25 protein-coding genes are annotated in these 23,447 nt (G+C 60.5%); 10 read left to right on the plus strand and 15 right to left on the minus strand.

The features are described from left to right. The first annotated feature begins 40 nt into the window (after positions 1-40). From hemA to BLL42_RS18365, 6 genes are all read left to right on the plus strand, one after another. On the plus strand, positions 41-1,330 hold the full coding sequence (gene hemA, locus BLL42_RS18340) for a glutamyl-tRNA reductase (protein ID WP_071553339.1): 1,290 nt from the start codon (positions 41-43) through the stop codon (positions 1,328-1,330). Then, positions 1,327-2,409 carry a peptide chain release factor 1 gene (gene prfA / locus BLL42_RS18345; protein WP_071553340.1) on the plus strand — a complete coding sequence of 361 codons (1,083 nt, stop codon included), beginning with the start codon at positions 1,327-1,329 and terminating at the stop codon, positions 2,407-2,409. Before hemA ends, prfA begins: the two co-directional genes overlap by 4 nt. Continuing rightward, positions 2,410-3,240 (plus strand): peptide chain release factor N(5)-glutamine methyltransferase, encoded by an 831-nt coding sequence (gene prmC, locus BLL42_RS18350; protein ID WP_071553341.1) that lies wholly within the window; start codon positions 2,410-2,412, stop codon positions 3,238-3,240. It begins immediately after the preceding gene. Continuing rightward, positions 3,234-3,989 carry a molybdopterin-synthase adenylyltransferase MoeB gene (locus tag BLL42_RS18355; protein WP_071553342.1) on the plus strand — a complete coding sequence of 252 codons (756 nt, stop codon included), beginning with the start codon at positions 3,234-3,236 and terminating at the stop codon, positions 3,987-3,989. Before prmC ends, BLL42_RS18355 begins: the two co-directional genes overlap by 7 nt. Further along, positions 3,982-4,773 carry a glutamate racemase gene (gene murI, locus BLL42_RS18360; protein WP_071553343.1) on the plus strand — a complete coding sequence of 264 codons (792 nt, stop codon included), beginning with the start codon at positions 3,982-3,984 and terminating at the stop codon, positions 4,771-4,773. The genes BLL42_RS18355 and murI overlap by 8 nt, the downstream gene beginning before the upstream one ends. A gap of 115 nt (positions 4,774-4,888) precedes the next feature. After that, positions 4,889-5,407 (plus strand): acyloxyacyl hydrolase, encoded by a 519-nt coding sequence (locus tag BLL42_RS18365; RefSeq protein WP_071553344.1) that lies wholly within the window; start codon positions 4,889-4,891, stop codon positions 5,405-5,407. Positions 5,408-5,488: 81 nt separating this feature from the next. Here BLL42_RS18365 and BLL42_RS18370 read toward each other — a convergent pair whose 3' ends face one another. The 5 genes from BLL42_RS18370 to BLL42_RS18390 form a co-directional block, all read right to left on the minus strand. Then, positions 5,489-5,794: a YkgJ family cysteine cluster protein gene (locus tag BLL42_RS18370; RefSeq protein ID WP_071553345.1), complete on the minus strand. Its 306-nt coding sequence runs from the start codon at positions 5,792-5,794 to the stop codon at positions 5,489-5,491. A gap of 54 nt (positions 5,795-5,848) precedes the next feature. After that, positions 5,849-7,300 (minus strand): deoxyribodipyrimidine photo-lyase, encoded by a 1,452-nt coding sequence (gene phrB, locus BLL42_RS18375; RefSeq protein ID WP_071553346.1) that lies wholly within the window; start codon positions 7,298-7,300, stop codon positions 5,849-5,851. 20 nt (positions 7,301-7,320) lie between these two features. Beyond that, positions 7,321-8,265, minus strand: a complete 945-nt coding sequence (locus BLL42_RS18380; RefSeq protein WP_071553347.1) for a MerR family transcriptional regulator — start codon at positions 8,263-8,265, stop codon at positions 7,321-7,323. After that, complete coding sequence (locus BLL42_RS18385; RefSeq protein ID WP_071553348.1) at positions 8,266-9,228, minus strand: YbgA family protein; 963 nt, start codon at positions 9,226-9,228, stop codon at positions 8,266-8,268. It abuts the gene before it with no gap. Positions 9,229-9,365: 137 nt separating this feature from the next. Then, complete coding sequence (locus tag BLL42_RS18390) at positions 9,366-10,352, minus strand: NAD(P)/FAD-dependent oxidoreductase (RefSeq protein WP_071553349.1); 987 nt, start codon at positions 10,350-10,352, stop codon at positions 9,366-9,368. Positions 10,353-10,548: 196 nt separating this feature from the next. Here BLL42_RS18390 and BLL42_RS18395 point away from each other — a divergent pair, with 196 nt between their 5' ends. Further along, the gene (locus BLL42_RS18395; protein WP_071553350.1) at positions 10,549-11,451 is read left to right on the plus strand and encodes a TIGR01777 family oxidoreductase; all 903 of its coding nucleotides are present in this window, start codon (positions 10,549-10,551) and stop codon (positions 11,449-11,451) included. Between the two features lie 13 nt (positions 11,452-11,464). Next, a complete protein-coding gene (hemH, locus tag BLL42_RS18400; protein WP_071553351.1) occupies positions 11,465-12,487 on the plus strand; it encodes a ferrochelatase in 1,023 nt (340 codons plus the stop codon). 86 nt (positions 12,488-12,573) lie between these two features. Here the strand turns inward: hemH and BLL42_RS18405 are convergent, their stop codons facing one another. Further along, positions 12,574-13,848, minus strand: coding sequence for a uracil-xanthine permease family protein (locus BLL42_RS18405; RefSeq protein ID WP_071553352.1), 1,275 nt, complete (start codon positions 13,846-13,848; stop codon positions 12,574-12,576). A gap of 2 nt (positions 13,849-13,850) precedes the next feature. After that, positions 13,851-14,489: a uracil phosphoribosyltransferase gene (gene upp, locus BLL42_RS18410; RefSeq protein ID WP_071553353.1), complete on the minus strand. Its 639-nt coding sequence runs from the start codon at positions 14,487-14,489 to the stop codon at positions 13,851-13,853. 165 nt (positions 14,490-14,654) lie between these two features. Here upp and BLL42_RS18415 point away from each other — a divergent pair, with 165 nt between their 5' ends. Then, complete coding sequence (locus BLL42_RS18415; RefSeq protein WP_071553354.1) at positions 14,655-15,212, plus strand: hypoxanthine-guanine phosphoribosyltransferase; 558 nt, start codon at positions 14,655-14,657, stop codon at positions 15,210-15,212. 3 nt (positions 15,213-15,215) lie between these two features. Beyond that, complete coding sequence (locus BLL42_RS18420; protein ID WP_071553355.1) at positions 15,216-15,689, plus strand: WbuC family cupin fold metalloprotein; 474 nt, start codon at positions 15,216-15,218, stop codon at positions 15,687-15,689. A 16-nt stretch (positions 15,690-15,705) separates the two neighbouring features. Here BLL42_RS18420 and BLL42_RS18425 read toward each other — a convergent pair whose 3' ends face one another. From BLL42_RS18425 to BLL42_RS18460, 8 genes are all read right to left on the minus strand, one after another. Then, positions 15,706-17,298, minus strand: a complete 1,593-nt coding sequence (locus BLL42_RS18425) for an aldehyde dehydrogenase (NADP(+)) (RefSeq protein ID WP_071553356.1) — start codon at positions 17,296-17,298, stop codon at positions 15,706-15,708. A gap of 56 nt (positions 17,299-17,354) precedes the next feature. After that, on the minus strand, positions 17,355-18,272 hold the full coding sequence (locus BLL42_RS18430; protein WP_071553357.1) for a dihydrodipicolinate synthase family protein: 918 nt from the start codon (positions 18,270-18,272) through the stop codon (positions 17,355-17,357). Between the two features lie 95 nt (positions 18,273-18,367). Beyond that, positions 18,368-19,405, minus strand: coding sequence for a trans-3-hydroxy-L-proline dehydratase (locus BLL42_RS18435; RefSeq protein ID WP_071553358.1), 1,038 nt, complete (start codon positions 19,403-19,405; stop codon positions 18,368-18,370). 27 nt (positions 19,406-19,432) lie between these two features. Beyond that, the gene (locus BLL42_RS18440; protein ID WP_071553359.1) at positions 19,433-20,155 is read right to left on the minus strand and encodes an amino acid ABC transporter ATP-binding protein; all 723 of its coding nucleotides are present in this window, start codon (positions 20,153-20,155) and stop codon (positions 19,433-19,435) included. Next, complete coding sequence (locus tag BLL42_RS18445) at positions 20,148-20,798, minus strand: amino acid ABC transporter permease (protein WP_071553360.1); 651 nt, start codon at positions 20,796-20,798, stop codon at positions 20,148-20,150. The genes BLL42_RS18440 and BLL42_RS18445 overlap by 8 nt, the downstream gene beginning before the upstream one ends. Before the next feature lie 9 nt (positions 20,799-20,807). Then, positions 20,808-21,473, minus strand: a complete 666-nt coding sequence (locus BLL42_RS18450; protein ID WP_071553361.1) for an amino acid ABC transporter permease — start codon at positions 21,471-21,473, stop codon at positions 20,808-20,810. 107 nt (positions 21,474-21,580) lie between these two features. Beyond that, positions 21,581-22,399: an ABC transporter substrate-binding protein gene (locus BLL42_RS18455; protein ID WP_071553362.1), complete on the minus strand. Its 819-nt coding sequence runs from the start codon at positions 22,397-22,399 to the stop codon at positions 21,581-21,583. 281 nt (positions 22,400-22,680) lie between these two features. Next, positions 22,681-23,427: an AraC family transcriptional regulator gene (locus BLL42_RS18460; RefSeq protein ID WP_071553363.1), complete on the minus strand. Its 747-nt coding sequence runs from the start codon at positions 23,425-23,427 to the stop codon at positions 22,681-22,683. Positions 23,428-23,447: the final 20 nt, after the last annotated feature.

A 23,447-nucleotide genomic window follows, 5' to 3' on the forward strand; every position in this document is an offset into this window, starting at 1 on the left:
AGGACAATTGTCGGCTTCTCGACATCATCAGCGACCTTGAATGGCCTTCCTTGCACTCGGTATTAACCACAAGACTGCGTCAGTAGACGTCCGCGAGCGCGTGGCTTTTACTCCAGAGCAGCTGGTTGAGGCCTTGCAGCAGCTCTGCCGACTCACCGACAGCCGCGAAGCTGCGATCCTCTCCACCTGCAATCGCAGTGAACTCTATATAGAACAGGATCAGCTTTCGGCGGAGACCGTGTTGCGCTGGTTGGCCGATTATCACCATTTGAGCCTCGAAGAGCTGCGTGCAAGCGCTTATGTGCACGAAGATGATGCGGCAGTTCGTCACATGATGCGTGTCGCCTCCGGGCTCGACTCGCTGGTGTTGGGCGAGCCGCAGATTCTCGGCCAGATGAAATCGGCCTACGCCGTGGCCCGCGAGGCTGGCACCATAGGTCCGCTGCTTGGGCGTTTGTTCCAGGCCACGTTCAATGCCGCGAAGCAGGTGCGCACCGACACCGCTATCGGTGAAAACCCGGTGTCCGTGGCGTTTGCCGCGGTCAGCCTGGCGAAACAGATTTTCAGTGACCTGCAGCGAAGCCAGGCGTTGCTGATCGGCGCTGGCGAGACCATTACCCTGGTCGCCCGCCATTTGCATGAGTTGGGCGTGAAGCGGATCGTGGTCGCCAACCGGACCCTGGAGCGCGCCAGCATCCTGGCGGAGCAGTTTGGCGCCCACGCGGTGCTGCTCTCGGACATCCCGGCAGAACTGGTGCGCAGTGATATCGTCATCAGCTCGACCGCCAGCCAGTTGCCGATTCTTGGCAAAGGCGCGGTCGAAAGTGCCTTGAAATTGCGCAAGCACAAACCGATCTTCATGGTCGATATCGCTGTACCACGGGATATCGAGCCGGAAGTCGGCGAGCTGGATGACGTTTACCTCTATAGCGTCGACGATCTCCACGAAGTGGTCGCCGAAAACCTCAAGAGTCGTCAGGGTGCTGCCCAGGCGGCGGAAGAAATGGTTTCCATCGGCGCCGACGACTTCATGGTTCGTCTGCGTGAACTGGCGGCGGTGGATGTGCTCAAGGCCTATCGTCAGCAGAGCGAACGCCTGCGCGATGAAGAATTGCAAAAAGCCCAGCGCCTGCTTGCCAACGGCAGCAGTGCTGAAGACGTGCTGGTGCAACTGGCCCGTGGCCTGACCAACAAACTGTTGCATGCCCCCAGTGTGCAGTTGAAAAAGCTCACCGCCGAAGGCCGCCTCGATGCGCTGGCCATGGCCCAGGAACTCTTTGCCCTCGGTGAGGGCAATTCGGATAGCTCTTCGGATAAAAAATCGCAATGAAAGCGTCACTGCTCAATAAGCTGGACATCCTCCAGGACCGTTTCGAGGAACTGACCGCATTGCTTGGCGATGGCGAAGTCATTTCCGATCAGAACAAATTCCGCACGTATTCCAAGGAGTACGCGGAAGTTGAGCCGATTGTCACCACCTATAAACAGCTGCTCAAGGTTCAGGGCGATCTCGAAGGTGCCCAGGCGCTGCTCAAGGACAGCGATCCCGACATGCGTGAAATGGCTGTGGAGGAAGTCCGCGAAGCCAAAGAGCAGCTGATCGAACTTGAAGCCAGCCTGCAACGCATGCTGCTGCCCAAGGACCCGAACGACGGGCGCAACGTGTTCCTGGAAATCCGCGCCGGCACTGGCGGTGACGAGGCGGCAATCTTCTCCGGTGACCTGTTCCGCATGTATTCGCGTTACGCCGAACGGCGTGGCTGGCGGGTCGAGATTCTGTCGGAGAACATCGGGGAGCACGGCGGCTTTAAAGAAGTTATCGCACGGGTCGAAGGCGACAATGTCTACGGCAAGCTGAAGTTCGAGTCCGGCGCACATCGCGTGCAACGGGTTCCGGCCACCGAATCCCAGGGCCGTATCCACACCTCGGCCTGCACCGTGGCGGTGTTGCCTGAGCCGGACGAACAGGAAGCGATCGAGATCAACCCGGCAGATTTGCGCGTCGATACCTATCGTTCCTCCGGCGCAGGTGGTCAGCACGTGAACAAGACTGACTCGGCGATCCGGATTACTCACTTGCCGTCGGGCATCGTGGTCGAGTGCCAGGAAGAACGCTCCCAGCACAAGAACCGGGCGCGGGCGATGTCCTGGCTCTCGGCTAAATTGAATGACCAGCAAACCAGCGCCGCGGCGAATGCCATCGCCAGCGAGCGCAAGTTGCTGGTGGGGTCGGGCGACCGCTCCGAGCGAATCCGAACCTACAACTTTGCCCAGGGCCGGGTCACCGACCACCGGGTCAACCTGACGTTGTATTCCCTCGACGAAATCCTCGCGGGTGGCGTCGATGCCGTGATCGAACCGTTGCTGGCCGAGTATCAGGCTGACCAACTGGCGGCGATAGGTGAATAAATGACCATCATTGCCAGTTTGTTACGTGCAGCCGACCTGCCTGACTCGCCGACTGCGCGTCTGGATGCCGAGTTGCTGCTGGCCGCAGCCCTGGGCAAGTCCCGTAGTTTTCTGCACACCTGGCCGGAGCGCATCGTTCCCAGCGAAGCTGCGTTGACTTTTGCCGAGTACCTGCAACGTCGCCGGTCCGGTGAGCCGGTGGCGTACATTCTCGGTCAGCAGGGTTTCTGGAAGCTTGATCTGGAAGTGGCGCCGCATACGCTGATCCCGCGCCCGGACACCGAATTGCTGGTCGAAGCTGCGCTGGAACTGTTGCCTGCAACACTCGCCAGGGTTCTCGATCTGGGCACCGGCAGCGGCGCGATTGCCCTGGCCCTGGCCAGCGAGCGTCCAGCCTGGCAAGTCACGGCAGTGGACCGGATCCTCGAAGCCGTGGCCCTGGCCGAGCGCAATCGCCAGCGTCTGCACCTGAACAACGTCACGGTGCTCAGCAGTCACTGGTTCAGTGCGCTGAAAGAGCGTCGCTACACACTGATCATCAGCAACCCGCCTTATATTGCCTCCGCCGACCCGCATCTGGTGGCCGGTGACGTGCGATTCGAGCCGGCCAGTGCGCTGGTCGCCGGCAGCGACGGGCTCGATGACTTGCGTTTGATCATCGCCCAAGCGCCGCAGCACCTGGAAACGGGCGGCTGGTTGATGCTTGAACACGGTTACGATCAGGCCGATGCCGTGCGCAATTTGCTGCTGACCCAAGGTTTTGAAGAGGTTCATAGTCGCAAGGACCTTGGTGGCCACGAACGTATCAGTCTGGGGCGTCTACCGTGCTGAATGATCAGGAACTGTTGCGTTATAGCCGGCAGATTCTGTTGCAACATGTCGACATCGACGGCCAGTTGCGACTCAAGCAAAGTCGCGTCTTGATCGTCGGCCTCGGCGGGCTCGGTGCGCCGGTCGCGCTGTACCTGGCGGCGGCTGGCGTTGGTGAGTTGCATCTGGCGGATTTCGACACGGTCGACCTGACCAACCTGCAACGGCAGATCATTCACGACACCGACAGCGTCGGGCTGAGCAAGGTCGACTCGGCGATCCGTCGTCTGACGGCCATCAACCCCGAGATTCAACTGATCGCTCACCGTACCGCGCTGGACGACGACTCGTTGGCGGCTGCGGTGTCGGCGGTCGACGTGGTGCTCGACTGCTCCGACAATTTTTCCACCCGCGAAGCGGTGAACGCAGCCTGTGTGGCGGCACGAAAACCTTTGGTCAGTGGTGCGGCGATTCGTCTGGAAGGACAGTTGTCGGTGTTTGATCCACGTCGCGCCGAGAGCCCGTGCTACCACTGTTTGTACGGGCATGGCAGCGAAGCCGAACTGACCTGTAGCGAGGCCGGCGTGCTCGGCCCGCTGGTGGGTCTGGTCGGTAGCCTGCAAGCCCTTGAGGCGCTGAAACTGTTGGTCGGGTTCGGTGAGCCGTTGGTGGGCCGGTTATTGTTGATTGATGCCTTGGGGTCGCGATTCCGTGAGTTGCGGGTCAAGCGTGATCCGGGCTGTAGCGTTTGCGGGGGCCGGCATGCGTGAGGCGCCCATCGGCGTGTTCGATTCTGGCGTCGGCGGGTTGTCGGTGCTGGCTGAGATCCAGCAGTTGTTGCCCAATGAATCGCTGTTGTATGTCGGCGATTGCGGGAACATCCCCTATGGCGAGAAATCCCCCGAGTTCATTCGTCAGCGCTGCAGCGTAGTCGCGGAGTTTTTTGCCCGGCAAGGCGCCAAAGCCTTGGTCGTGGCCTGCAACACGGCAACCGTGGCCGGTGTCGCGGACTTGCGTCGCGACTACCCGGACTGGCCCATCATCGGCATGGAGCCTGCGGTCAAGCCGGCAGCAGCGGCCACTCGCAGTGGTGTGGTCGGGGTTCTCGCCACCACCGGTACCTTGCAGAGTGCCAAGTTCGCAGCCTTGCTCGACCGTTTTGCCACCGATGTCCGTGTCATCACCCAGCCGTGCCCAGGATTGGTGGAGCTGATCGAAGCCGGTGATCTGCACAGCCAGGCACTGTGCCAGTTACTGGCCGGTTATCTTGAACCCTTGCTGGCGGCCGGGTGTGACACGATTATTCTCGGTTGCACCCACTATCCTTTCCTCAAGCCATTGCTCAAGCAAATGCTCCCTGCCGACATCAGCCTGATTGACACTGGCGCGGCTGTTGCCCGGCAAACCCAGCGCCTGCTCGCCGAGCGTGAATTGCTCGCTGACGGGCCGCCTCGCGACGCGCAGTTCTGGACCAGTGCCAGCCCCGAGCACCTGAGAAATATCCTGCCGCTGCTCTGGCATAACGCTGGGGTTGTGCGAAGCTTCAGTCTGTAGGAAGTCTTGGAGGGGACGCTTCGATGGGGTGAACTTCTGTCGACGCGTGGATTTCCACTGCACGTCTGTTGAGTCATAAAAACCAAACAAAATCGTTCGGAAAAGGATGTTTCTAATGAAGCGACTGTTCTGTTTGGCTGCGATTGCGGCCGCGTTGTTGGGGCACAGTTTTACTGCTCAGGCGGCTGGCGTTGAGTTCGCGGTGGGCCAGACCACCGATTCGACCCAGACTTATCGCCTGGGCCTGCAATGGAATTGGGATAATAGCTGGTTGCAGAGTGATGTCGGGCGCCTGACGGGCTACTGGAGCGGCGCTTACACCTATTGGGACGGTGACAAAACGGCGAGCAATCACAGTCTGTCGTTCTCTCCGGTGTTCGTTTACGAGTTTGCCGGGCAAACCGTCAAACCATATCTGGAGGCCGGCATCGGCGTTGCGCTGTTCGCTCATACCGAAGTGGAAGACAACCGATTGGGTTCGGCTTTCCAATTCGAAGACCGCCTGGGCTTCGGCCTGCGATTTGCCGGGGGACATGAAGTCGGGGTTCGCGCGACACATTACTCCAACGCCGGTCTCAGCCGTTTCAACGACGGTATAGAAAGCTACGCGTTGCATTACACGATGCCGCTGTAAGGTTCAAAAGCATCGCTGGCAAGAGCTGGGCGGTCCCCCCCCGCTCAGGCTTTCGGTGATCTTGTAGCGCTGGCTTGTCACTCAGCGATACGCTGTCGCAATCCCCTGACGCTCTTCGATGCACTCCGGTGCACCCATCTCGAACTCCCGGCAGATCAGTGGGCGTTTTTCGTAAATGGTGCACATCATGCTGTCGCGATCCAGGGCGGCGCACCAGCCATCATCCAGACGCAGCATGACTTCCCCGCCCCAATCGTCGGTGTCGATAAAACGTTCGGGCACGCCGGTGTCGGTGATCAGCATGACTTCGAGCTGGCAACAGCAGGCTGCGCAGGTCGAGCAGGTGACCGCCGGTTCGGCAATGGTCTTGAGGGGGATCGTGTTCATAGGCGCGCAGTGTAAGGCAGTGCGCCGATGCTGTGTGAAAGGCCTGACGGACGCTTAACCAGATGAGGCTGCCGACTCGATATCCAGACGCGAAGGCAAATGTTTGAACGCTGCCAGTGCGCGTTCGCGTGACTGACCCAGATCAACGATTGGCAGCGGATAGTCGGCCACGCCAAACAGTCCACCCATGGCTGCCGGGTTGTGGATAGTTTTTGTGTTCAGCCCCGCCAGCTCCGGCAGCCAGTGCTTGATGAACAGACCTTCTGCGTCGAATTTTTCCGATTGGCTCAGCGGGTTGAAAATCCGGAACCAGGGCGCCGAATCGGTGCCGGTGGAAGCGCTCCACTGCCAGCCGCCGTTGTTCGCGGCCAGATCGCCATCGATCAAATGGCGCATGAAAAAGCGCTCACCTTCGCGCCAGTCGATCAGCAGATTTTTTGTCAGGAACATCGCCACCAGCATCCGCAGACGGTTGTGCATCCAGCCGGTTTCCAGCAGTTGGCGCATGGCGGCGTCGATGATCGGCAATCCGGTACGCGCCTCTTTCCAGGCCGCCAGCTCATCCGGCGCGTCGCGCCAGGCCAGGGCTTCGGTTTCCGGGCGAAAGGCGCGGTGTCGGCAGACGCGTGGATAGCCCACCAGAATGTGTTTGTAAAACTCGCGCCAGAGCAATTCGTTGATCCAGGTGATGACGCCGACGCTGCCGCTTTCGAACTCGCCTTGATTGGTTTGCACGGCGGCGTGCAAACACTGGCGTGGCGAAATCACTCCGGCCGCCAGGTACGCGGACAACTGGCTGGTACCGGGTTTTGCCGGGAAGTCGCGTTGGTCTTTGTAATAGTCGATCTGCCCTTGGGCGAAGTGTTCCAGACGCCGACGCGCTTCGCTTTCACCGGCTGGCCAGAGTGCACGCAGCTGTTCGTGCGGAGTCTCGAAACCCTCGACCTGCGATGGGACCGGGTCACTGCTGATGGCGGTTGGCGCCTGAATCCTGGGTGCGGCAATCAAGCGGGGTAATGCACCCTGCAGACGGGCGTAGCAGACTTTGCGGAACTGGCTGAAGACCTGAAAGTACGTACCGGTTTTGGTCAGAACGCTGCCGGGCTTGAACAGCAATTGATCGAGATAGCGATAAAATCCAATGCCTGCAGCGTCGAGCGTTTTGGTAACGGCCGCATCACGGCGACTTTCGTTCACGCCGTATTCCTCGTTGACGTGAACCGCCTCGACGTTCAGCTCTGTGCATAACTGGCCAAGTACCCGCGGCGCATCATCCCAGCGTGTGGCAGTACGGATCAACAAGGGAATGTTCAGCTCGCCGAGGACGTGGCTCAACTCGCGCAGGTTACGCAGCCAGAAATCCACTTTGCACGGAGCATCATCATGGGCGTGCCATTGCTGCGGGCTCAACAAATACACCGCTACGCACGGGCCACGAGCTGCAGCGGCCGAGAGGGCGGTGTTGTCATGCAGGCGCAAGTCGCTGCGCAGCCAGATCAATTGCATGCTGGTTTCCGTATAAGCATTTAAATGAGCCCGCGTTGAACCAGTGCCTGAGTGGCCGACAATGGATCTTCGGCCAGAGACAAATCGGCTATTTCAGAGGTTTTGGCGGACAACTCGGCGTAGTGGATGCACACCGCGGGGCCGGCCATGAGTTTTGGGCAACTGACGTTGTTCAGAAGTTTCGACAACTGTTTGAGATTGATCGTTTTACTGGAATACAGCAGCACACCACGCGCTTGCAGATGCTCGACCGCCAGAGCCAATTCGCCGGCTGGCAACGGCCAGTCGAACACTTCCACGGGGCAATCAGCGCTGCTGATCAGCCAGGCGGTGAGCCACAGGTGCGGCTCCAGGGGCAGGTCGGAGTGATTGATCAGCAGCAACGGCGCGCCGCGCAACTGACGGTTGTTATGGTAGACCCTTGCACCGAACTTGCTGCGCAACCAGGAATAAAAGAACGCCCGCTCCATCTGCGCGCCGAACTGCCCTTGCCAGCGTTGCTCGAGTTCCGCCAGCAGCGGCATCAGCAGTTGCTCGCACAAGGTGCGTGGGGGATACAGCGACATGGACTGATTGAGCGTGTCATCGAGCTGGCGCTCGGCCAGTTGACTGATCGCCTGTATCAGCTTCAGACGCAGCACATGCCAGTCATTTTCGACGGGTTCGCTCAACGCTAGTGGCGTGTCCAGCAGTTGTTTGACCTGGCTGACGGCGACGCCGCGATTGAGCCAGGTGAGGATGTGATGGATTCGTTGCACATGCTCGGCCGAGAACAGCCGGTGTCCCTTGGGCGTACGCTGCGGCACGATCAGCCCGTAACGGCGTTCCCAGGCGCGCAGGGTGACGGCGTTGACGCCGGTGATTCGGGCGACTTCGCGGATCGGCAGCCAACCGTCCTCCAGGGCCTGTTGATAGTCGGCGCCGGCATCTTCGTCATGGGTGTGAGTGTCAGGTTTGGTTTTCATTTAAATCGTGTTTCGCAGGCTGAGATTTTCCGGGTGCGGTTGCAGGTACACCTGCCGTGTAACGTACGGATCGGGATGATGGCGCAGGTGATGCTTGAGCAAGGTCAGCGGCACCACCAAGGGCACGATGCCGTGGCGGTACTGACCGATGACGTGCTGCACTTCCTGTTTGTCTTCGGCGCTGATGGCTTGTTTGAGGTAGCCGCTGAGGTGTTGCAGCACATTGGTATGGGTGCGGCGGGTGGCGCATTTTTTCAGCGCCGTCATCAGCTCGCTGAAATAGCGCGGGCCGAGTTCATCGGGATCGGTCTGGCCCATGTCGCCCAATAGCTTGCCCAATGCTTTGTATTGCAACGGGTTGTGCGCCATCAACAGGTATTTGTAGCGCGCGTGAAAGTCGGTCAGGCCACGGCGGCTCAAGCCGTTTTGCAGGAGTTCCTGCCAGGCGGCGTAGGCAAATACCCGGGTCAGGAAATTCTCGCGCAGAACGGGATCGTTCAGCCGACCGTCTTCTTCCACCGGCAGGTCCGGGTGTCGGGCGCAAAACGCTTGAGCGTAGATACCGCGTGCACCACCGTCCTGCGGGCTACCGTTGGCGTGGTAAACCTTGACCCGCTCCAGGCCACAGGACGGTGATTTCTGCATGAAGATATAGCCGCAAATGTCGCCCAGCTCGCCGGCCATGTGCTGACCGTAGTTCGCAAGCAGTTGGGTGACATCGCGTTCGCGGTGAATAGTGCCAACGGCCTGGGGCTGCTGCGGATCGCCGACCAGTCGAATCGGCTCGCGGGGAATTCCCAGGCCGATGGCGACTTCCGGGCACACCGGGACACATTCGACATAATCCGCGAGGGTTTGACTGCACAGCCGCGACGCTTTGTGTCCGCCGTTATAACGCACCTCGGCACCCATCAGGCAGGCGCTGACAGCGATTTTTGGTTTGCTCGCAGAGTGGCTGGGCATTGGCGCACCTCGGATCTATACCTGTACAGGCTGTTCGCGCTGTACAACACGTATTGATCATAGGTCCAAAGGTGTACAAGTCAAATTGTTTGTATAATTTTTTGCTGGCGTCAGCAGCTTGTGCGGACAGATACGCTTCACTGCAGGTGTTCGTGCAGACGGCGAGCCGCTTCCTGACCGCTCATCCAGGCCCCTTCGACACGCCCTGACAGGCACCAGTCGCCACACACGTACAAGCCCAGGTCGGCATCGGCCAATACGCCCCATTCATGGCTGCTGGACGGGCGCGCGTAGAGCCAGCGATGGGCAAGGCTGAAGATCGGCGGGGGCATGGAGTCATGCAGCAGCTCGGCGAAGGCACCGTGCAGTTGCTCGATCACGGCCTCTTTAGGCAGGTCGATATGTTGTCGGCTCCAGTGGCTATTGGCGTGCAATACCCAAGTGTCGAGGGTGTTGTCGCGGCCCGGCTTGCTACGGTTACGCGCCAGCCAGTCGAGCGGGCTGTCCTGTACGAAGCAGCCTTCCATCGGCGTATCCAGCGGTGTGTCGAAGGCCAGCGCAATGGCCCAGGTCGGGTCCATTTTTACCCCGGCGGCGACCCCGGCGAGTTTCGGCGCGGCGGCCAGCAGGGCAGTGGCTTGCGGCGCAGGCGTAGCGATGACGACATGGCTGAAGGGACCGTGGGTGAAGCCTTCGGCATCCTGCAAATGCCAATGTTCTTCGCCACGATAGACCTCGGTAATCCGGCAAGCGAAATGCGCTTCCGTATCGCCGATCAGCGCGCGGGTGATGGCACTCATGCGTGGGGTGCCGACCCAGCGGGTCTGCTCATCCGGCGACGGGCTGAGCTGGCCGCCCTGATAGTGGTAGAGCAGCGGTGTCCATTCGGCGACCCAGCCATTGGCTTGCCAGCGCTGGACTTCGATGACGAAACGGCGATCACGGGCGGTGAAATATTGTGCGCCCATGTCCAGTGCGCCGGCGTCGCTGCGTTTGCTCGACATGCGACCGCCGCTGCCACGGCTTTTATCGAACAATTGAACGACGTACCCGGCCTCTTGCAAGGCTTGGGCTGCCGAGAGTCCGGCGATGCCGGTGCCGATGATTGCGATGGGTACAGTCATAGGGGCCTCGTTTACCTTTCTGTACAGGCTACGCTGCGGGTTAGGCCTATACAATATTGTTTTCTGGTATAACTTTAAGCGTTCTCGTTCTGGCAGGTTGTCCTATTGTTAAACACAGAACCTGCCCGATCCGAAACATCCCTGCTTATAAAAATAGACTAGTGATCAGGGTAAAACGCCACGCGAGGAAGATGTCATGCACATATTGCTGACCGGCGGTACTGGTTTGATAGGGCGTCAACTCTGCCGACACTGGTTGAGCCAGGGTCATAGTCTGACGGTGTGGAGTCGCAGGCCCGAAAAAGTCGCCAAGTTATGCGGTACTCAGGTACGGGGTGTTGGGCGTCTGGAAGACATTGGCCAACAGGCGGTGGATGCGGTGATCAATCTTGCGGGCGCCCCGATTGCTGATCGCCTCTGGACTCATCGACGCAAGGCGCTGCTCTGGAACAGCCGGATCAAGCTCACTGAAACCCTGTTGGCGTGGCTTGAAGGCCGCGAGCAGAAACCGCAGGTGTTGATTTCGGGGTCTGCGGTCGGCTGGTATGGCGATGGCGGCGAGCGTGAGTTGACCGAGAGCTCACCGCCGGTCAGCGAAGACTTCGCCAGTCAGTTGTGCATCGCCTGGGAGGAGACCGCGCAGCGCGCCGAGGCGCTGGGGATCCGTGTGGTGCTGGTGCGTACCGGGCTGGTGCTGTCGGCGGAGGGCGGCTTTTTGTCGCGGCTGTTATTGCCGTTCAAAGTGGGGCTGGGCGGGCCGATCGGCAATGGTCGGCAGTGGATGCCGTGGATCCACATCAATGATCAAATTGCCCTGATTGATTTTCTTCTGCATCAGAAAGACGCTCGCGGTCCTTATAATGCGTGCGCACCAAAACCGGTGCGCAATCGCGAGTTTGCCAAGACCCTCGCCAGCGTATTGCACCGGCCGGCGTTCATGCCGATGCCGTCATTTGCTCTGAGGGTCGGTCTTGGCGAGTTGTCACTGTTGCTGCTGGGAGGTCAGCGGGCGACACCGACGCGCTTGCTGGCGGCGGGTTTCATATTCCGGTTCACTGATTTGCGTGCGGCCCTGGACGACGTGTCCAGCCGCCTTTGAAATAGGACGTTGCATGACCGATCACGCGTTGCTCCTGGTCAATCTGGGTTCGCCCGCTTCCACACAGGTGGCGGACGTGCGTAGCTACCTCAATCAATTTCTGATGGACCCTTACGTCATTGACCTGCCATGGCCGGTGCGACGTTTACTGGTCTCGCTGATTCTCATCAAGCGCCCTGAGCAGTCGGCTCACGCCTATGCCTCGATCTGGTGGGATGAGGGCTCGCCGCTGGTGGTGCTCAGCCGCCGCTTGCAGCAGGCGATGACCGCGCAGTGGACCCAAGGGCCGGTCGAGTTGGCCATGCGTTACGGCGAGCCGTCGATTGAGTCGGTGTTGACCCGCATGGCTGCTCAAGGCATCAAAAAAATCACGCTTGCACCGCTTTATCCACAGTTTGCCGACAGCACCGTGACCACGGTGATTGAAGAAGCCAAGCGTGTAGTGCGTGAGAATAAACTGGATGTGCAGTTCTCGATCCTTCAGCCGTTTTACGATCAGCCGGAATACCTCGACGCACTGGTTGCCAGCGCCAGGCCGTACCTTGAGCAGGATTACGATCACCTGCTGCTGAGCTTCCATGGGTTGCCGGAGCGGCACCTGAAGAAACTCAACCCAGGCCATAGCTTTGATGGCGACGGCGATTGCTGCGCCGGTGCGCCGCCGGAAGTGGTCGCGACCTGTTATCGCGGTCAGTGCCTGCGCACTGCCGCAGCCTTTGCCGAGCGCATGGGGTTGCCGGACGGCAAATGGTCGGTGTCTTTCCAGTCACGGCTGGGCCGCGCCAAATGGATCGAACCTTATACCGAAGCGCGTCTCGACGTGTTGGCCAAGCAAGGCGTGAAGAAGATTCTGGTGATGTGCCCGGCATTCGTGGCCGACTGCATCGAAACCCTGGAAGAGATCGGCGACCGTGGGCTGGAGCAGTTCCGCGAGGCGGGGGGCGAGGAGTTGGTGCTGGTGCCGTGTCTCAACGATGACCCGCACTGGGCGCGGGCGTTGAGCACCTTGTGCGAGCGAGCGCCGTTGGCGTTGTAAGCAAGATCAAAAGATCGCAGGCTGCGCCAGCTCCTACAGAAGACGCGTAGGAGCTGTCGAAGGTTCGGGCCGCGTTCGGACGATCTTTAAAGCAAAGGCTCATCCGCCTTCTTGTGCTTCCAGCTGTCATTGCCCGGCAGAATCAGGTTCAGCGCAATCGCCACGACGGCGCACAGTGCGATGCCCTTGAGGCCGAAGTCCTGCGCGCCGGTACCGGTGCCGATCAGCATACCGCCAATCCCGAACACCAGCGTGACCGAGACAATCACCAGGTTGCGCGCTTCGCTCAAATCAATCTTGTGGCGGATCATGGTGTTCATCCCCACCGCAGCAATCGACCCGAACAACAGGCAAAGAATCCCGCCCATCACCGGCACCGGGATGCTTTGCAGCAGTGCGCCGAACTTGCCGATAAACGCCAGGCTGATGGCAAAGATTGCCGCCCAGGTCATGATTTTCGGGTTGTAGTTCTTGGTCAGCATCACCGCGCCCGTCACTTCGGCGTACGTGGTGTTGGGTGGGCCTCCGAGCAAGCCGGCGGCGGTGGTGGCGATGCCGTCGCCAAACAGCGTGCGGTGCAGGCCGGGTTTCTTCAGGTAATCACGTCCGGTCACACTACCGACTGCAATCACGCCACCGATGTGTTCGATGGCCGGGGCCAGTGCCACCGGGACAATGAACAGAATCGCCTGCCAGTTGAATTCCGGAGCGGTGAAGTGCGGCAACGCAAACCACGGCGCGGCAGCGATCTTCGCGGTGTCGACGACGCCGAAGAAAAACGCCATGCCAAACCCGACCAGTACGCCGGAGATGATCGGCACCAGACGGAAGATGCCTTTGCCAAACACGGCCACGATCAGTGTCGTCAGCAGCGCTGGCATGGAGATCATCATTGCGGTCTGGTAATGAATCAGCTCGGAACCGTCACCGGCCTTGCCCATCGCCATGTTTGCGGCAATCGGCGCCATCGCGAGGCCAATCGAAATGATCACCGGGCCAATGACCACCGGTGGCAGCAAGCGGTCGATGAAACCGGTGCCCTTGATCTTCACGGCCACGCCGAGAAAGGTATAAACGAAACCGGCCGCCATCACCCCGCCCATGGTCGCCGCGAGGCCGAACTGCCCCTTGGCGAGAATGATCGGGGTGATGAAGGCAAAACTCGACGCCAGGAACACCGGCACTTGTCGCCCGGTGACCACCTGGAACAGCAGAGTCCCGAGGCCCGCGGTGAACAGCGCGACATTCGGGTCGAGGCCGGTAATCAGCGGCATCAACACCAACGCACCAAACGCCACGAACAGCATTTGCGCGCCAGACAGCACCGTGCGCCAGAGCGGGTCGTTGAACTCATCCTGCATGCTCACGCGTCCTTCTGCTTGGTGCCGAAGATCTTGTCACCGGCATCGCCCAGACCCGGAATGATGTAGCCGTGTTCGTTCAATTTCAGGTCAATGGACGCGGTGTAGATGATCACGTCCGGGTGAGCCTTCTCTACCGCGGCGATGCCTTCGGGGGCAGCCACCAGGACCATCGCGCGGATGTCCTTGCAACCGGCCTTTTTCAACAGGTCGATGGTGGCGACCATCGAACCGCCGGTGGCGAGCATCGGGTCGATGATCATCGCCAGGCGTTCGTCGATTTCCGGAACCAGTTTTTCCAGATACGTGTGCGCTTCCAGGGTTTCCTCGTTGCGAGCCACGCCCACGGCGCTGACTTTGGCGCCCGGGATCAGGCTGAGCACGCCTTCAAGCATGCCGATGCCGGCGCGCAGGATCGGCACGACGGTAATTTTCTTGCCGGCGATCTTCTCGACCGAAACCGTGCCGCACCAGCCTTCGATATCGTAGGTTTCAAGGGGCAGGTCTTTGGTGGCCTCGTAGGTCAGCAGGGCACCGACTTCCTGAGCGAGCTCGCGGAAATTCTTCGTGCTAATGTCGGCGCGGCGCATAAGGCCAAGTTTGTGTCGGATCAGCGGATGGCGGATCTCACGGATGGGCATAGGGAAAGGCTCCGGCGGCGGGCAAAAAAACCGGCCTAGATTAATCTATCCGAGGGTGTTGTCCTATAGACATACAGTACGTTAGTCCAGAAACGCTTGATCTGACCCGGCGGGATGCGTACCTTTGCTCGCTTTTCCGAATCCGCCACCCCCTTGGAGAGCACCATGTCCGCTGATCTCGAGCATATCCGTCAAATCATGCGAGAGGCTGACTGCCTGTACACCGAAGCAGAAGTCGAGGCGGCCATCGCCCGCGTCGGTGCGCAAATCAACGATCAGTTGGCTGAAAGCAACCCGGTGGTGTTCTGCGTGATGAACGGCGGCCTGATTTTCTCTGGCAAACTGCTCACCTATCTGAATTTCCCGCTGGAAGCTTCCTACCTGCACGCTACCCGCTATCGCAACGAAACCAGCGGCGGCGACCTGTTCTGGAAAGCCAAGCCAGAAGTCTCGTTCATCGACCGTGACGTGCTGATCATCGACGACATCCTCGACGAGGGTCACACCCTGGGCGCGATCATCGACTTCTGCAAACATGCCGGCGCTCGCGCCGTGCACACTGCGGTACTGATCGACAAAGACCACGACCGCAAGGCTCGCCCGGACCTGAAAGCCGATTTCGTCGGTCTGCCGTGCATCGACCGCTACATCTTCGGTTATGGCATGGACTACAAAGGCTACTGGCGCAACGCCGCAGGGATCTACGCGGTCAAAGGAATGTAAAACATGGTCACGCCGAGCTTTCTTGATCAAACACTGTTTACCGAACTGGTCGAGAAGGCTGCGGCCAATCCTCGTGGCCGGCAGCATCACAACTTCCACCAGATGGAGGAGTCGTGCCACCGTATGGCGGTGGGCTTGCAGCCATCGACCTACGTTCCGCCACATCGGCATTTGAGCGACGACAAGGGTGAAACCCTGTTGGTCCTCAAGGGCCGTCTGGGCGTGCTGGTTTTCGACGACGCGGGCCAGGTGATTGCCAAGCGAGTCCTGGAGTGCGGCGGCGATACGCTGGGGATCGATCTGCCGGCCGGTGTTTATCACGGTCTGGTCGTGCTCGAAGCAGACAGCGTCATGTTCGAATGCAAGGCCGGACCGTATCGTCCGGTCGGCGAGGGTGAACATGCGCATTGGGCACCCCGCGAGGGCGAGCCTGGCGTTGCCGAGTATCAGGCCTGGATGCTTGCGCAGTTCGATTGACGGTGCAAAGCGGGCGTCAGCCCGCTTGATTCAATTCCTCGCGGGTATTCACCCCGTCGACCAGACGCAAAATCCCCAGCGGATTGGCGTTCTTCAGGGCGTCCGGCAGTAACCTGTCCGGACAGTTCTGATAACACACCGGCCGCAGGAAGCGCTCGATTGCCAGGCTGCCGACCGAGGTGCCACGGGCATCCGACGTCGCGGGATACGGTCCGCCGTGGACCATTGCATCGCACACTTCGACACCGGTCGGATAACCGTTGAGCAGCAGGCGTCCGGCTTTCTGTTCGAGGATCGGTATCAGTTTCGAGCACAGCACAAGGTCTTCCGGTTCGGCGATCAGCGTAGCGGTCAATTGCCCGTGCAAGGCATGCAGCGCCAACTTGAGTTCTTGCTCGTCAGTCACCTCCAGCACGATGCTGGCCGGGCCGAACACCTCCTCTTGCAGCACCTCATCCCCTTCAAGCAGCAGGCTGATATCAGCCTTGAACAGCTGCGGCTGCACCTGATTGCCTGACGCAAGGTCGCCGCTCAAACGCGTCACTCGTGGATGGTCCAGCAAGCGCTGCACGCCGCCTTCATAGCTACGGCGGGTACCGCTGTTGAGCAGGGTCTGGGGCGGCTTTTCGTTGATCTGCGCGGTGAGTTGTTCAATGAAGGTGCTGAATGACGCTGAGCGCAGGCCGATGATCAACCCCGGATTGGTACAGAACTGGCCGCCACCCAGAACGATCGAGGCGCTCAATTCGCTGGCGATGGTTTCGCTGTGGGCCCCGAGGGCAGCGGGTAGCAGCAGCACCGGGTTGATGCTCGACATCTCGGCGAACACCGGAATTGGCTGCGGTCGGGCAGCGGCCATGTCGCACAGCGCCCGGCCACCGTTGAGCGAACCGGTGAACCCTACCGCCTGGATCGCCGGATGTTTGACCAGCGCCTCGCCGACGCCCGCACCATAAATCATGTTGAACACACCCTCAGGCATGTTGCTGCGCTGCGCCGCGCGAATGATCGCTGCCGCAACCCGCTCGGCGGTTGCCATATGTCCGCTGTGGGCCTTGAACACCACCGGGCAACCGGCGGCCAGGGCTGCTGCGGTATCACCCCCTGCGGTGGAAAACGCCAGCGGAAAGTTACTCGCACCGAATACCGCCACCGGGCCCAGGCCGATGCGCCATTGGCGCAGGTCGGGCCGTGGCAACGGTTGGCGTGCAGGCATGGCGCGGTCGATACGCGCGCCGAGGAAGTCGCCTTGACGCAGCACCCGGGCAAACAGGCGCAATTGGCTGCTGGTTCGCGCCCGTTCTCCTTGAATCCGCGCAGCGGGCAGGGCCGTCTCGCGGCAGACGATGGCGATGAAGTCATCGCCGAGGGCATCGATTTCGTCGGCGATAGTCTCGAGAAAGCTGGCGCGCACGCTGGCCGGCAGGTTGCGATAGTCGGGGTAGGCCTTGGCGGCGAAGTGTGCGGCGTTGTCGATTTCCTCCGCGTTGGCCTGGCTGAAGCGATAGGGCAGCGATTCACCGCTGTGGGCGTCGACGCTGTGCAGAAATTGATCGCCAGCGGCGCTGCGGCCGAAGCCGATAAAGTTGTGGCCGATAATGGCTGACATAAAAAATGCTCGGCATGGCCGCGCTCGATGCCGAGCGCGGCAGTGGGGAAGGGCGGTTACAGACCGACGTCCGGCAAGGTCGGGCGGTTGGCGAGCGCAGCCTTTACCAGTGCTTCGACCTCGTTGCGTTCGTGGTCAAGCAAGCCCAGGCGAGGTGGGCGGGTCAACGCCGTGCCACGTCCCATCAGTTCTTCACAGAGCTTGATGCACTGCACCAGGTCCGGACGGGCATCGAGGTGCAGCAGCGGCATGAACCATTCGTAAATCGGCATGGCCTCTTTGAAGCGACCATCGCGGGCCAGACGGAACAGCGTTTCGCCTTCTTTCGGAAAGGCGTTGGACATCCCGGAAACCCAGCCCACCGCGCCAACGGCAATGCTTTCGAGCACCACGTCATCGAGCCCGGCAAACAGTACAAAGCGGTCGCCGACTTCATTGCGCACATCGATGAAGCGCCGGGTATCGCCCGAGGAATCCTTGAAGCAGACAACGTTGTCGCAGTCGGCCAGGGAGATCAGGATGTCCGGGGTGACGTCGTTTTTGTAGATCGGTGGGTTGTTGTAGACCATCACCGGCAGGTCGATGCTGGCGGCAACGCTGCGAAAATGCGCGGCGGTTTCGAAGGGTTTCGAGGAGTAGACCAGCGCCGGCATCAGCATGATGCCGTCGGCACCCACGCGCTGGATTTCCTTGGCAACCTTGCTGGCGTTGGCGCTGGTGAATTCGGCGACACCGGAGATCACCGGCACCCGACCCGCGGCGGCATCCTTGGCGACTTCTACCAGGCTGATTTTCTCTTCGGTGCTCAGCGAGGTGTTCTCGCCGACAGTGCCGCAAATCACCAGACCTGAAACACCGTCACGCACCAGCCCACTGATGACCTTGTGCGTGCCTTCGTAATCGATGGAAAAGTCCGGGTTGAACTGGGTAGTGACCGCTGGGAAAACGCCGCTCCAGTTAACGTGCTTGCTCATGTTGCCTCCGATGATGACTTTTAGTATTTCGTATACGTTTAAGTTGGGCACTGAACGTGCCATGGGGTTCAAAGGGTTTTGCCAGGTACGGTGTTTCAAATAGTCAGTTCGACGGGCCAGGTGTCGGACAGTCGATAACCGCCCGGCCAAGGATCGCTTGGGTCGAGCAGATGCTGGTGGGTGCCGGTGATCCAGGCACGCCCGGACAGGCACGGGATAATGGCCGGACGTCCGGCGATTTCGCTGGTGCTGTCGATCCGGCAACGAAACTCGGAACCGATAATCGAGCGCCCGATGAACACTTCTCCGACCGCCAGTTGGCCTTTGGCGTGCAGCACCGCCATGCGCGCCGAACAACCGGTGCCACAGGGCGAACGATCGATCTTGCCGGGGCGGATCACTACCGCGTTGGCGGCACTGGCCACGCCGTTGGCGCGGTCGAGCGGGGCGGCAATCTGGCAGAAGGAAATGTGCTTCCAGTCCGGGTTCAGCGGGTGCACGAAACCCAACTGTTCATTGGCCGCTTGAGTGATCTTCAGACCACTGGCAACCAGATCCGCGGCTTCATCGGCAGTCAATGAGAACCCCAGACGCTGGGCATCGACGATCGCAAAGCTGTCGCCGCCATAGGCGGTATCGACCTGTAGCGAACCGAGGCCTTCGACTTCGATCCAGGCATCGAGCTTGTCGGCAAACGACACCACGTTCCGCACCTCGACCCGCTCGGCCTTACCGTTGCGACAGTGGGCGGTCACCTCGATCAAGCCGCCGGGGGCTTCAAGCACCAGCCGGGTCAGCGGCTCGGTCATTGGTAAAATGCCACTGTCGAGCAGTACCGTGGCCACGCACAGCGAGTTGGAGCCTGACATCGGCGGTGTGTCCGCCGGCTCCATGATAATCCACGCCATGTCAGCGAGCGGGTTCCTGGACGGCACCAGCAGATTGACGTGGCGAAAGACTCCACCGCGCGGCTCGTTAAGCACGAAGTTGCGCAGGGTCTGGTCCTCGGCAATCCAGCGCGACTGCTCCCACAGGGTCGCGCCGGGTGGTGGCGCGACACCGCCGACGATAACGTCACCGACTTCACCTTCGGCGTGGCAACTCACCACATGAATGATCTTGCTTGAATGCATGACTGTCTCCTGAGGCCTGTCTGTGGGCTACAACACCGACTTCAGGAAGTCGGCGGTTTCCGCACGCTGCGGCTGGCCGATCACCTGGTCCGGTGAACCGATTTCATGGATCTTGCCGTCGCGAAAGAACGCCACCCGATCCGAAACATCCCGGGCGAAGCGGATTTCGTGGGTCACCAGCACCATCGTCATGCCTTCCTCGGCGAGCAGGCGCATGGTGTCCAGCACTTCGCCTACCAACTGCGGGTCGAGGGCCGAGGTGGCTTCGTCGAACAGCATGTAGTCCGGCGACATGGCCAGCGCCCGGGCAATTGCCATGCGCTGTTGCTGACCGCCGGAAAGCTTGCTCGGAAACACCTTGAGCTTGTCGCCCAAGCCCACGTGCGTCAGTTGCCGCACGGCGATTTCTTCAGCTTCCTGACGGCTTTTGCCGAGCACCTTGCGCGGGGCGAGCATCACGTTCTCCATCACCGTGAGGTGCGGGAAGGCGTTCCATTGCTGGAAGACGATGCCGATTTTCTGCCGCAACTTGTTCAGGTCGGTGCCACTGGCATGCACAGGCGTGCCGTCGACGCGAATCTGCCCGCCCTGAATGGCTTCCAGGCCGTTGATACACATCAGCAAGGTCGATTTCCCCGAGCCCGAGCCACCGATGATCGACACCACTTCGCCTTTGTTCACCGTCAGGTCGACACCTTTGACGACTTCCAGGTTGCCGAAGGATTTACGAACGTTCTCGATCTCAATCATTTTCCTGCCACCTCTGTTCGAGCCGCGCACCCAGACGAGCGATCACCAGGCTCATGACGTAGTAGATAAGGCCGGCCAGGGCCAGGACGAACAACGGTTCCTGGAGCCGGGTGACGATGGTTTGCGAGGCACGCAGCAATTCGACGATGCCGATCCAGAGCACCAGCGAGGTGTCTTTCATGACGGCCAGCGTCAGGTTGATCCAGCCCGGAAACGCCACCCGCGTGGCCATCGGCAGGACAATGTGCAGCAAGTCCTGGCGGTGACTCAGGCCCAGCGAACGGGCGGCCCGCCGCGTGCTCAACGGCACCGACAGCACGCCGCCGCGGACGATTTCTGCGCAGTAAGCGGTGGAGTAGGCGCCAAGGATCACGCAGGCCACGGTGAACGCGCTCCAGTTCAGGCCGACGATCGACTTGAACGAGTTGAGCAGCACAAATTGAATCAGCAACGGCACACTGCGAAACACATCCAGCACCCAGGCCAGCGGCAGACTCAAACGCGGCAGCAAGGCCCGAAACAGGCCACACGCGACACCCAGCAACGTGCCGATCAACATGGCCCAGAACGTCAGTAGCAGCGTGGTACCGGCACCTTGCAGCAGGTAGAGGAAGTCGCCCGAGGTAAAACTTGAGGTGTACATGCAGGCCTCCTAGTACCGGAACAAACGCCAGGCCAGCAGGCGGGCGATCAACACCACCAGCTTGGCCAGGACGAAGTAGAGAACGGCGGCGATGGCGAAGAACTCGAAGGTGCGAAAGGTCTTCACGTTCAGCGCCTGGGTCACGCCGGTAAGGTCGCTGGTCAGCCCGACCACCACGCCCAGCGACGTCATCAGTAAGGCCCAGACCATTTGATTGGTCAGCGGGTAAAACACCACGCGCAACAATTGCGGCAGGACCACCAGCCGATAAGCCTTCGGCGCGCTCATGCCCAGCGAGCGGGCCGCGCGCAATTGGGTGTCAGGCACGGCGTTGAGGCCGCCGCGAAAGGTCTCCGCCAGGTAGCCGGCGTTGTTGAAGGTGATGCCGATCAGCAATGCCAGCCATGAGCCCATGTGAATGCCAAAGGCGCCGAGGCCGAAGTACAGGATGTACACCTGAAACAGCGCCGGCGTGTTGCGTGCAATCGACACCCAGCTGGCGGCAATCGCCCGGAACAGGCGCTTGTCGGACTGTTGGCCGAGGGCCAGGAACATTGCGATCAGAGTGCCGGCCAGCATCGACAGCACCGCGATTTCCAGAGTGATCCGCGCGCCGTCGAGCATGTCCGGCAACGCCTGGAAGGCGGCGCGCCAATGGAAGGTGTAGTCGAACATCAAAGGAGTTCCTTGGTTTTAAGATCGCCAAGATCGCAGCCTGCGGCAGCTCCTACCGGGTGTACGCAAATTTGTAGGAGCTGCCGCAGGCTGCGATTTTTTGGGGGCTAGCGATACACGCCGCTGGCCGTCAGCTGTGGCGCCGTGCCGCCAACCCATTGCGCGAACAGCTCCTGATACCGCCCGGAGCGCACCTGATGGTTGACGAACAGGTTGAGGTAGTTGATCAGGCCGAACTCATTACGCTTGGCGCCCAGAGACACGTAATCGATGTCATAGGGCGCGGTGCCGGCGACGCTGAGGTTTTTGTACTTGCCGGATTTGATCAGCGACGAGGCGACCGTCGAGGTCACGGTGGTCGCGTCGATCTGCCCCTGGCTCAGGGCAAGTACCGCGTCAGCCAGCGACTGGTAGGCATGGAAAGCGCCCTTGGCGTTGGCCCATTTCTTCACATCGTTTTCCAGGGCGATGGCTTCAAACGTGCCGGCCGGGCCGCCCACCGAATGGCCCTTGAGGTCGTCGTAGGCCTTGATTCCGGCATCGCTGCGGGTCAACACCACCATCTGGAAGGCGAAGTAGGGAATGGTCATGCCCACGGTCTTGGCGCGTTCCAGCGTGTCGGAGGTGGAGGCAACGATGACGTCAGCGCGGCCGGAAACCAGTGCCGGAATTCGGTCCGGAAACGGGGTCTCAACAATCTCGGCTTTGACCCCGAGGGTTTTTGCCAGGTCGTTGCAGTAGTCGACATCGAAGCCGGCCGGGGTGTTCTTTTCATCGCGAAAGCCCATCGGCGGAAAGTCCAGGGTGACCGCGCAACGCAAGCTGCCGGACTCGATGATGTCGTCGAGTTTGTCGGCCTGGGCCTGGGCGATGAACGCGCTGCTCAGCAGGGCGGTAATGAAGACGGCGGATGCAGGATTTTTCATAAGGGGCCTCGTTGTCGGATGGTGTCGAGCGTTGGGCAGTTCTTATCAAATGGGTATTTAGAATTTCGTATACGATATTTGATATGCACTGGATGTGCCAAAAAACCGGAGTTCACACCCGGTTCAACACTCGATGGGCTACGAGGCCCGAAATAGAAGCCAGCAGCTTGCGGTGCAATATCCGGCCAAGGAAATACGACAGGAAGACGAACGCCTCGAAGGCGGGCGCCGTGTCACAAAAGGGAGCAAGGTTTGGCGGGGTACTCAGTAACGGGTAACAGTCAGCGATGGTTGTCACGGTACTGTGAAGGGGACACGCCGGTGAGCGCCTTGAACTGGCGGCTGAAGGCGCTGTGGTCGGTGTAACCGCAGCGCAGGGCGATCTCGGTGATCGGCAGTTCGCCCGACAGCAGCTGCGTGGCCGCGCCCAGACGTGCCTTATGAATCATCTGCCGTGGTGTTAACTGGAAGATCCGTTTGCACAGGCGCTCCAGTTGCGCCACGGAAAAACCGCTGAGGGCGGTCAGTTCGCTCAGCGCGACAGGCTGCGCGTAGTGTTCGCGGATGTGCCCGTCGACCGCTGCGAGCTTTTCATAGGCCGGATGACTGGACTGGGGCGCGAGCAGGTCGTAGGAAATCCCCGCCATGCCGATAATGCTGCCCTGTGCATCGTGCAGTGCCAGTTTGTGGGTCAGACACCAACCAGGTTCGCGGCCAGGGTAAAGGTGCAGTTCAAGCTGATCGCTCAACGGGCTGCCGTCACTCAGCACCCGCAGGTCTTGCTCGGTGTAATGCGGGCCGAAGCGCGAGGGAAACACCTGTTCAGCCGTTTTGCCGAGTAACGCATTGGCGTCTTTGGCACCACAGCGTTGGGCCAGGGTTTGATTGATCAGCACGTAGCGGGCGGCGGTGTCCTTGACGAAGAACACCACGCCGGGCATGGCATCGAGCAGCGGTGTGATCAGGTGCAAACTGCCCAACAGCTCGGGCAGGTCGCGAGGGCAGGGCAGTGACAGGGGGAACGTCATCCGGTGGCGACCCGCAGGTA

It is taken from the genome of Pseudomonas frederiksbergensis (assembly GCF_001874645.1).
Classification (GTDB): Bacteria; Pseudomonadota; Gammaproteobacteria; order Pseudomonadales; family Pseudomonadaceae; genus Aquipseudomonas; species Aquipseudomonas frederiksbergensis_B.

What these genes read in the sequence shown, in the direction of transcription:
- hemA (WP_071553339.1), top strand. Translation starts at nt 41, where the DNA reads ATGGCCTTCCTTGCACTCGGTATTAACCACAAGACTGCGTCAGTAGAC.
- prfA (WP_071553340.1), top strand. Translation starts at nt 1,327, where the DNA reads ATGAAAGCGTCACTGCTCAATAAGCTGGACATCCTCCAGGACCGTTTC.
- prmC (WP_071553341.1), top strand. Translation starts at nt 2,410, where the DNA reads ATGACCATCATTGCCAGTTTGTTACGTGCAGCCGACCTGCCTGACTCG.
- murI (WP_071553343.1), top strand. Translation starts at nt 3,982, where the DNA reads ATGCGTGAGGCGCCCATCGGCGTGTTCGATTCTGGCGTCGGCGGGTTG.
- BLL42_RS18365 (WP_071553344.1), top strand. Translation starts at nt 4,889, where the DNA reads ATGAAGCGACTGTTCTGTTTGGCTGCGATTGCGGCCGCGTTGTTGGGG.
- BLL42_RS18370 (WP_071553345.1), bottom strand. Translation starts at nt 5,794, where the DNA reads ATGAACACGATCCCCCTCAAGACCATTGCCGAACCGGCGGTCACCTGC.
- phrB (WP_071553346.1), bottom strand. Translation starts at nt 7,300, where the DNA reads ATGCAATTGATCTGGCTGCGCAGCGACTTGCGCCTGCATGACAACACC.
- BLL42_RS18380 (WP_071553347.1), bottom strand. Translation starts at nt 8,265, where the DNA reads ATGAAAACCAAACCTGACACTCACACCCATGACGAAGATGCCGGCGCC.
- BLL42_RS18385 (WP_071553348.1), bottom strand. Translation starts at nt 9,228, where the DNA reads ATGCCCAGCCACTCTGCGAGCAAACCAAAAATCGCTGTCAGCGCCTGC.
- BLL42_RS18390 (WP_071553349.1), bottom strand. Translation starts at nt 10,352, where the DNA reads ATGACTGTACCCATCGCAATCATCGGCACCGGCATCGCCGGACTCTCG.
- BLL42_RS18395 (WP_071553350.1), top strand. Translation starts at nt 10,549, where the DNA reads ATGCACATATTGCTGACCGGCGGTACTGGTTTGATAGGGCGTCAACTC.
- hemH (WP_071553351.1), top strand. Translation starts at nt 11,465, where the DNA reads ATGACCGATCACGCGTTGCTCCTGGTCAATCTGGGTTCGCCCGCTTCC.
- BLL42_RS18405 (WP_071553352.1), bottom strand. Translation starts at nt 13,848, where the DNA reads ATGCAGGATGAGTTCAACGACCCGCTCTGGCGCACGGTGCTGTCTGGC.
- upp (WP_071553353.1), bottom strand. Translation starts at nt 14,489, where the DNA reads ATGCCCATCCGTGAGATCCGCCATCCGCTGATCCGACACAAACTTGGC.
- BLL42_RS18415 (WP_071553354.1), top strand. Translation starts at nt 14,655, where the DNA reads ATGTCCGCTGATCTCGAGCATATCCGTCAAATCATGCGAGAGGCTGAC.
- BLL42_RS18420 (WP_071553355.1), top strand. Translation starts at nt 15,216, where the DNA reads ATGGTCACGCCGAGCTTTCTTGATCAAACACTGTTTACCGAACTGGTC.
- BLL42_RS18425 (WP_071553356.1), bottom strand. Translation starts at nt 17,298, where the DNA reads ATGTCAGCCATTATCGGCCACAACTTTATCGGCTTCGGCCGCAGCGCC.
- BLL42_RS18430 (WP_071553357.1), bottom strand. Translation starts at nt 18,272, where the DNA reads ATGAGCAAGCACGTTAACTGGAGCGGCGTTTTCCCAGCGGTCACTACC.
- BLL42_RS18435 (WP_071553358.1), bottom strand. Translation starts at nt 19,405, where the DNA reads ATGCATTCAAGCAAGATCATTCATGTGGTGAGTTGCCACGCCGAAGGT.
- BLL42_RS18440 (WP_071553359.1), bottom strand. Translation starts at nt 20,155, where the DNA reads ATGATTGAGATCGAGAACGTTCGTAAATCCTTCGGCAACCTGGAAGTC.
- BLL42_RS18445 (WP_071553360.1), bottom strand. Translation starts at nt 20,798, where the DNA reads ATGTACACCTCAAGTTTTACCTCGGGCGACTTCCTCTACCTGCTGCAA.
- BLL42_RS18450 (WP_071553361.1), bottom strand. Translation starts at nt 21,473, where the DNA reads ATGTTCGACTACACCTTCCATTGGCGCGCCGCCTTCCAGGCGTTGCCG.
- BLL42_RS18455 (WP_071553362.1), bottom strand. Translation starts at nt 22,399, where the DNA reads ATGAAAAATCCTGCATCCGCCGTCTTCATTACCGCCCTGCTGAGCAGC.
- BLL42_RS18460 (WP_071553363.1), bottom strand. Translation starts at nt 23,427, where the DNA reads ATGACGTTCCCCCTGTCACTGCCCTGCCCTCGCGACCTGCCCGAGCTG.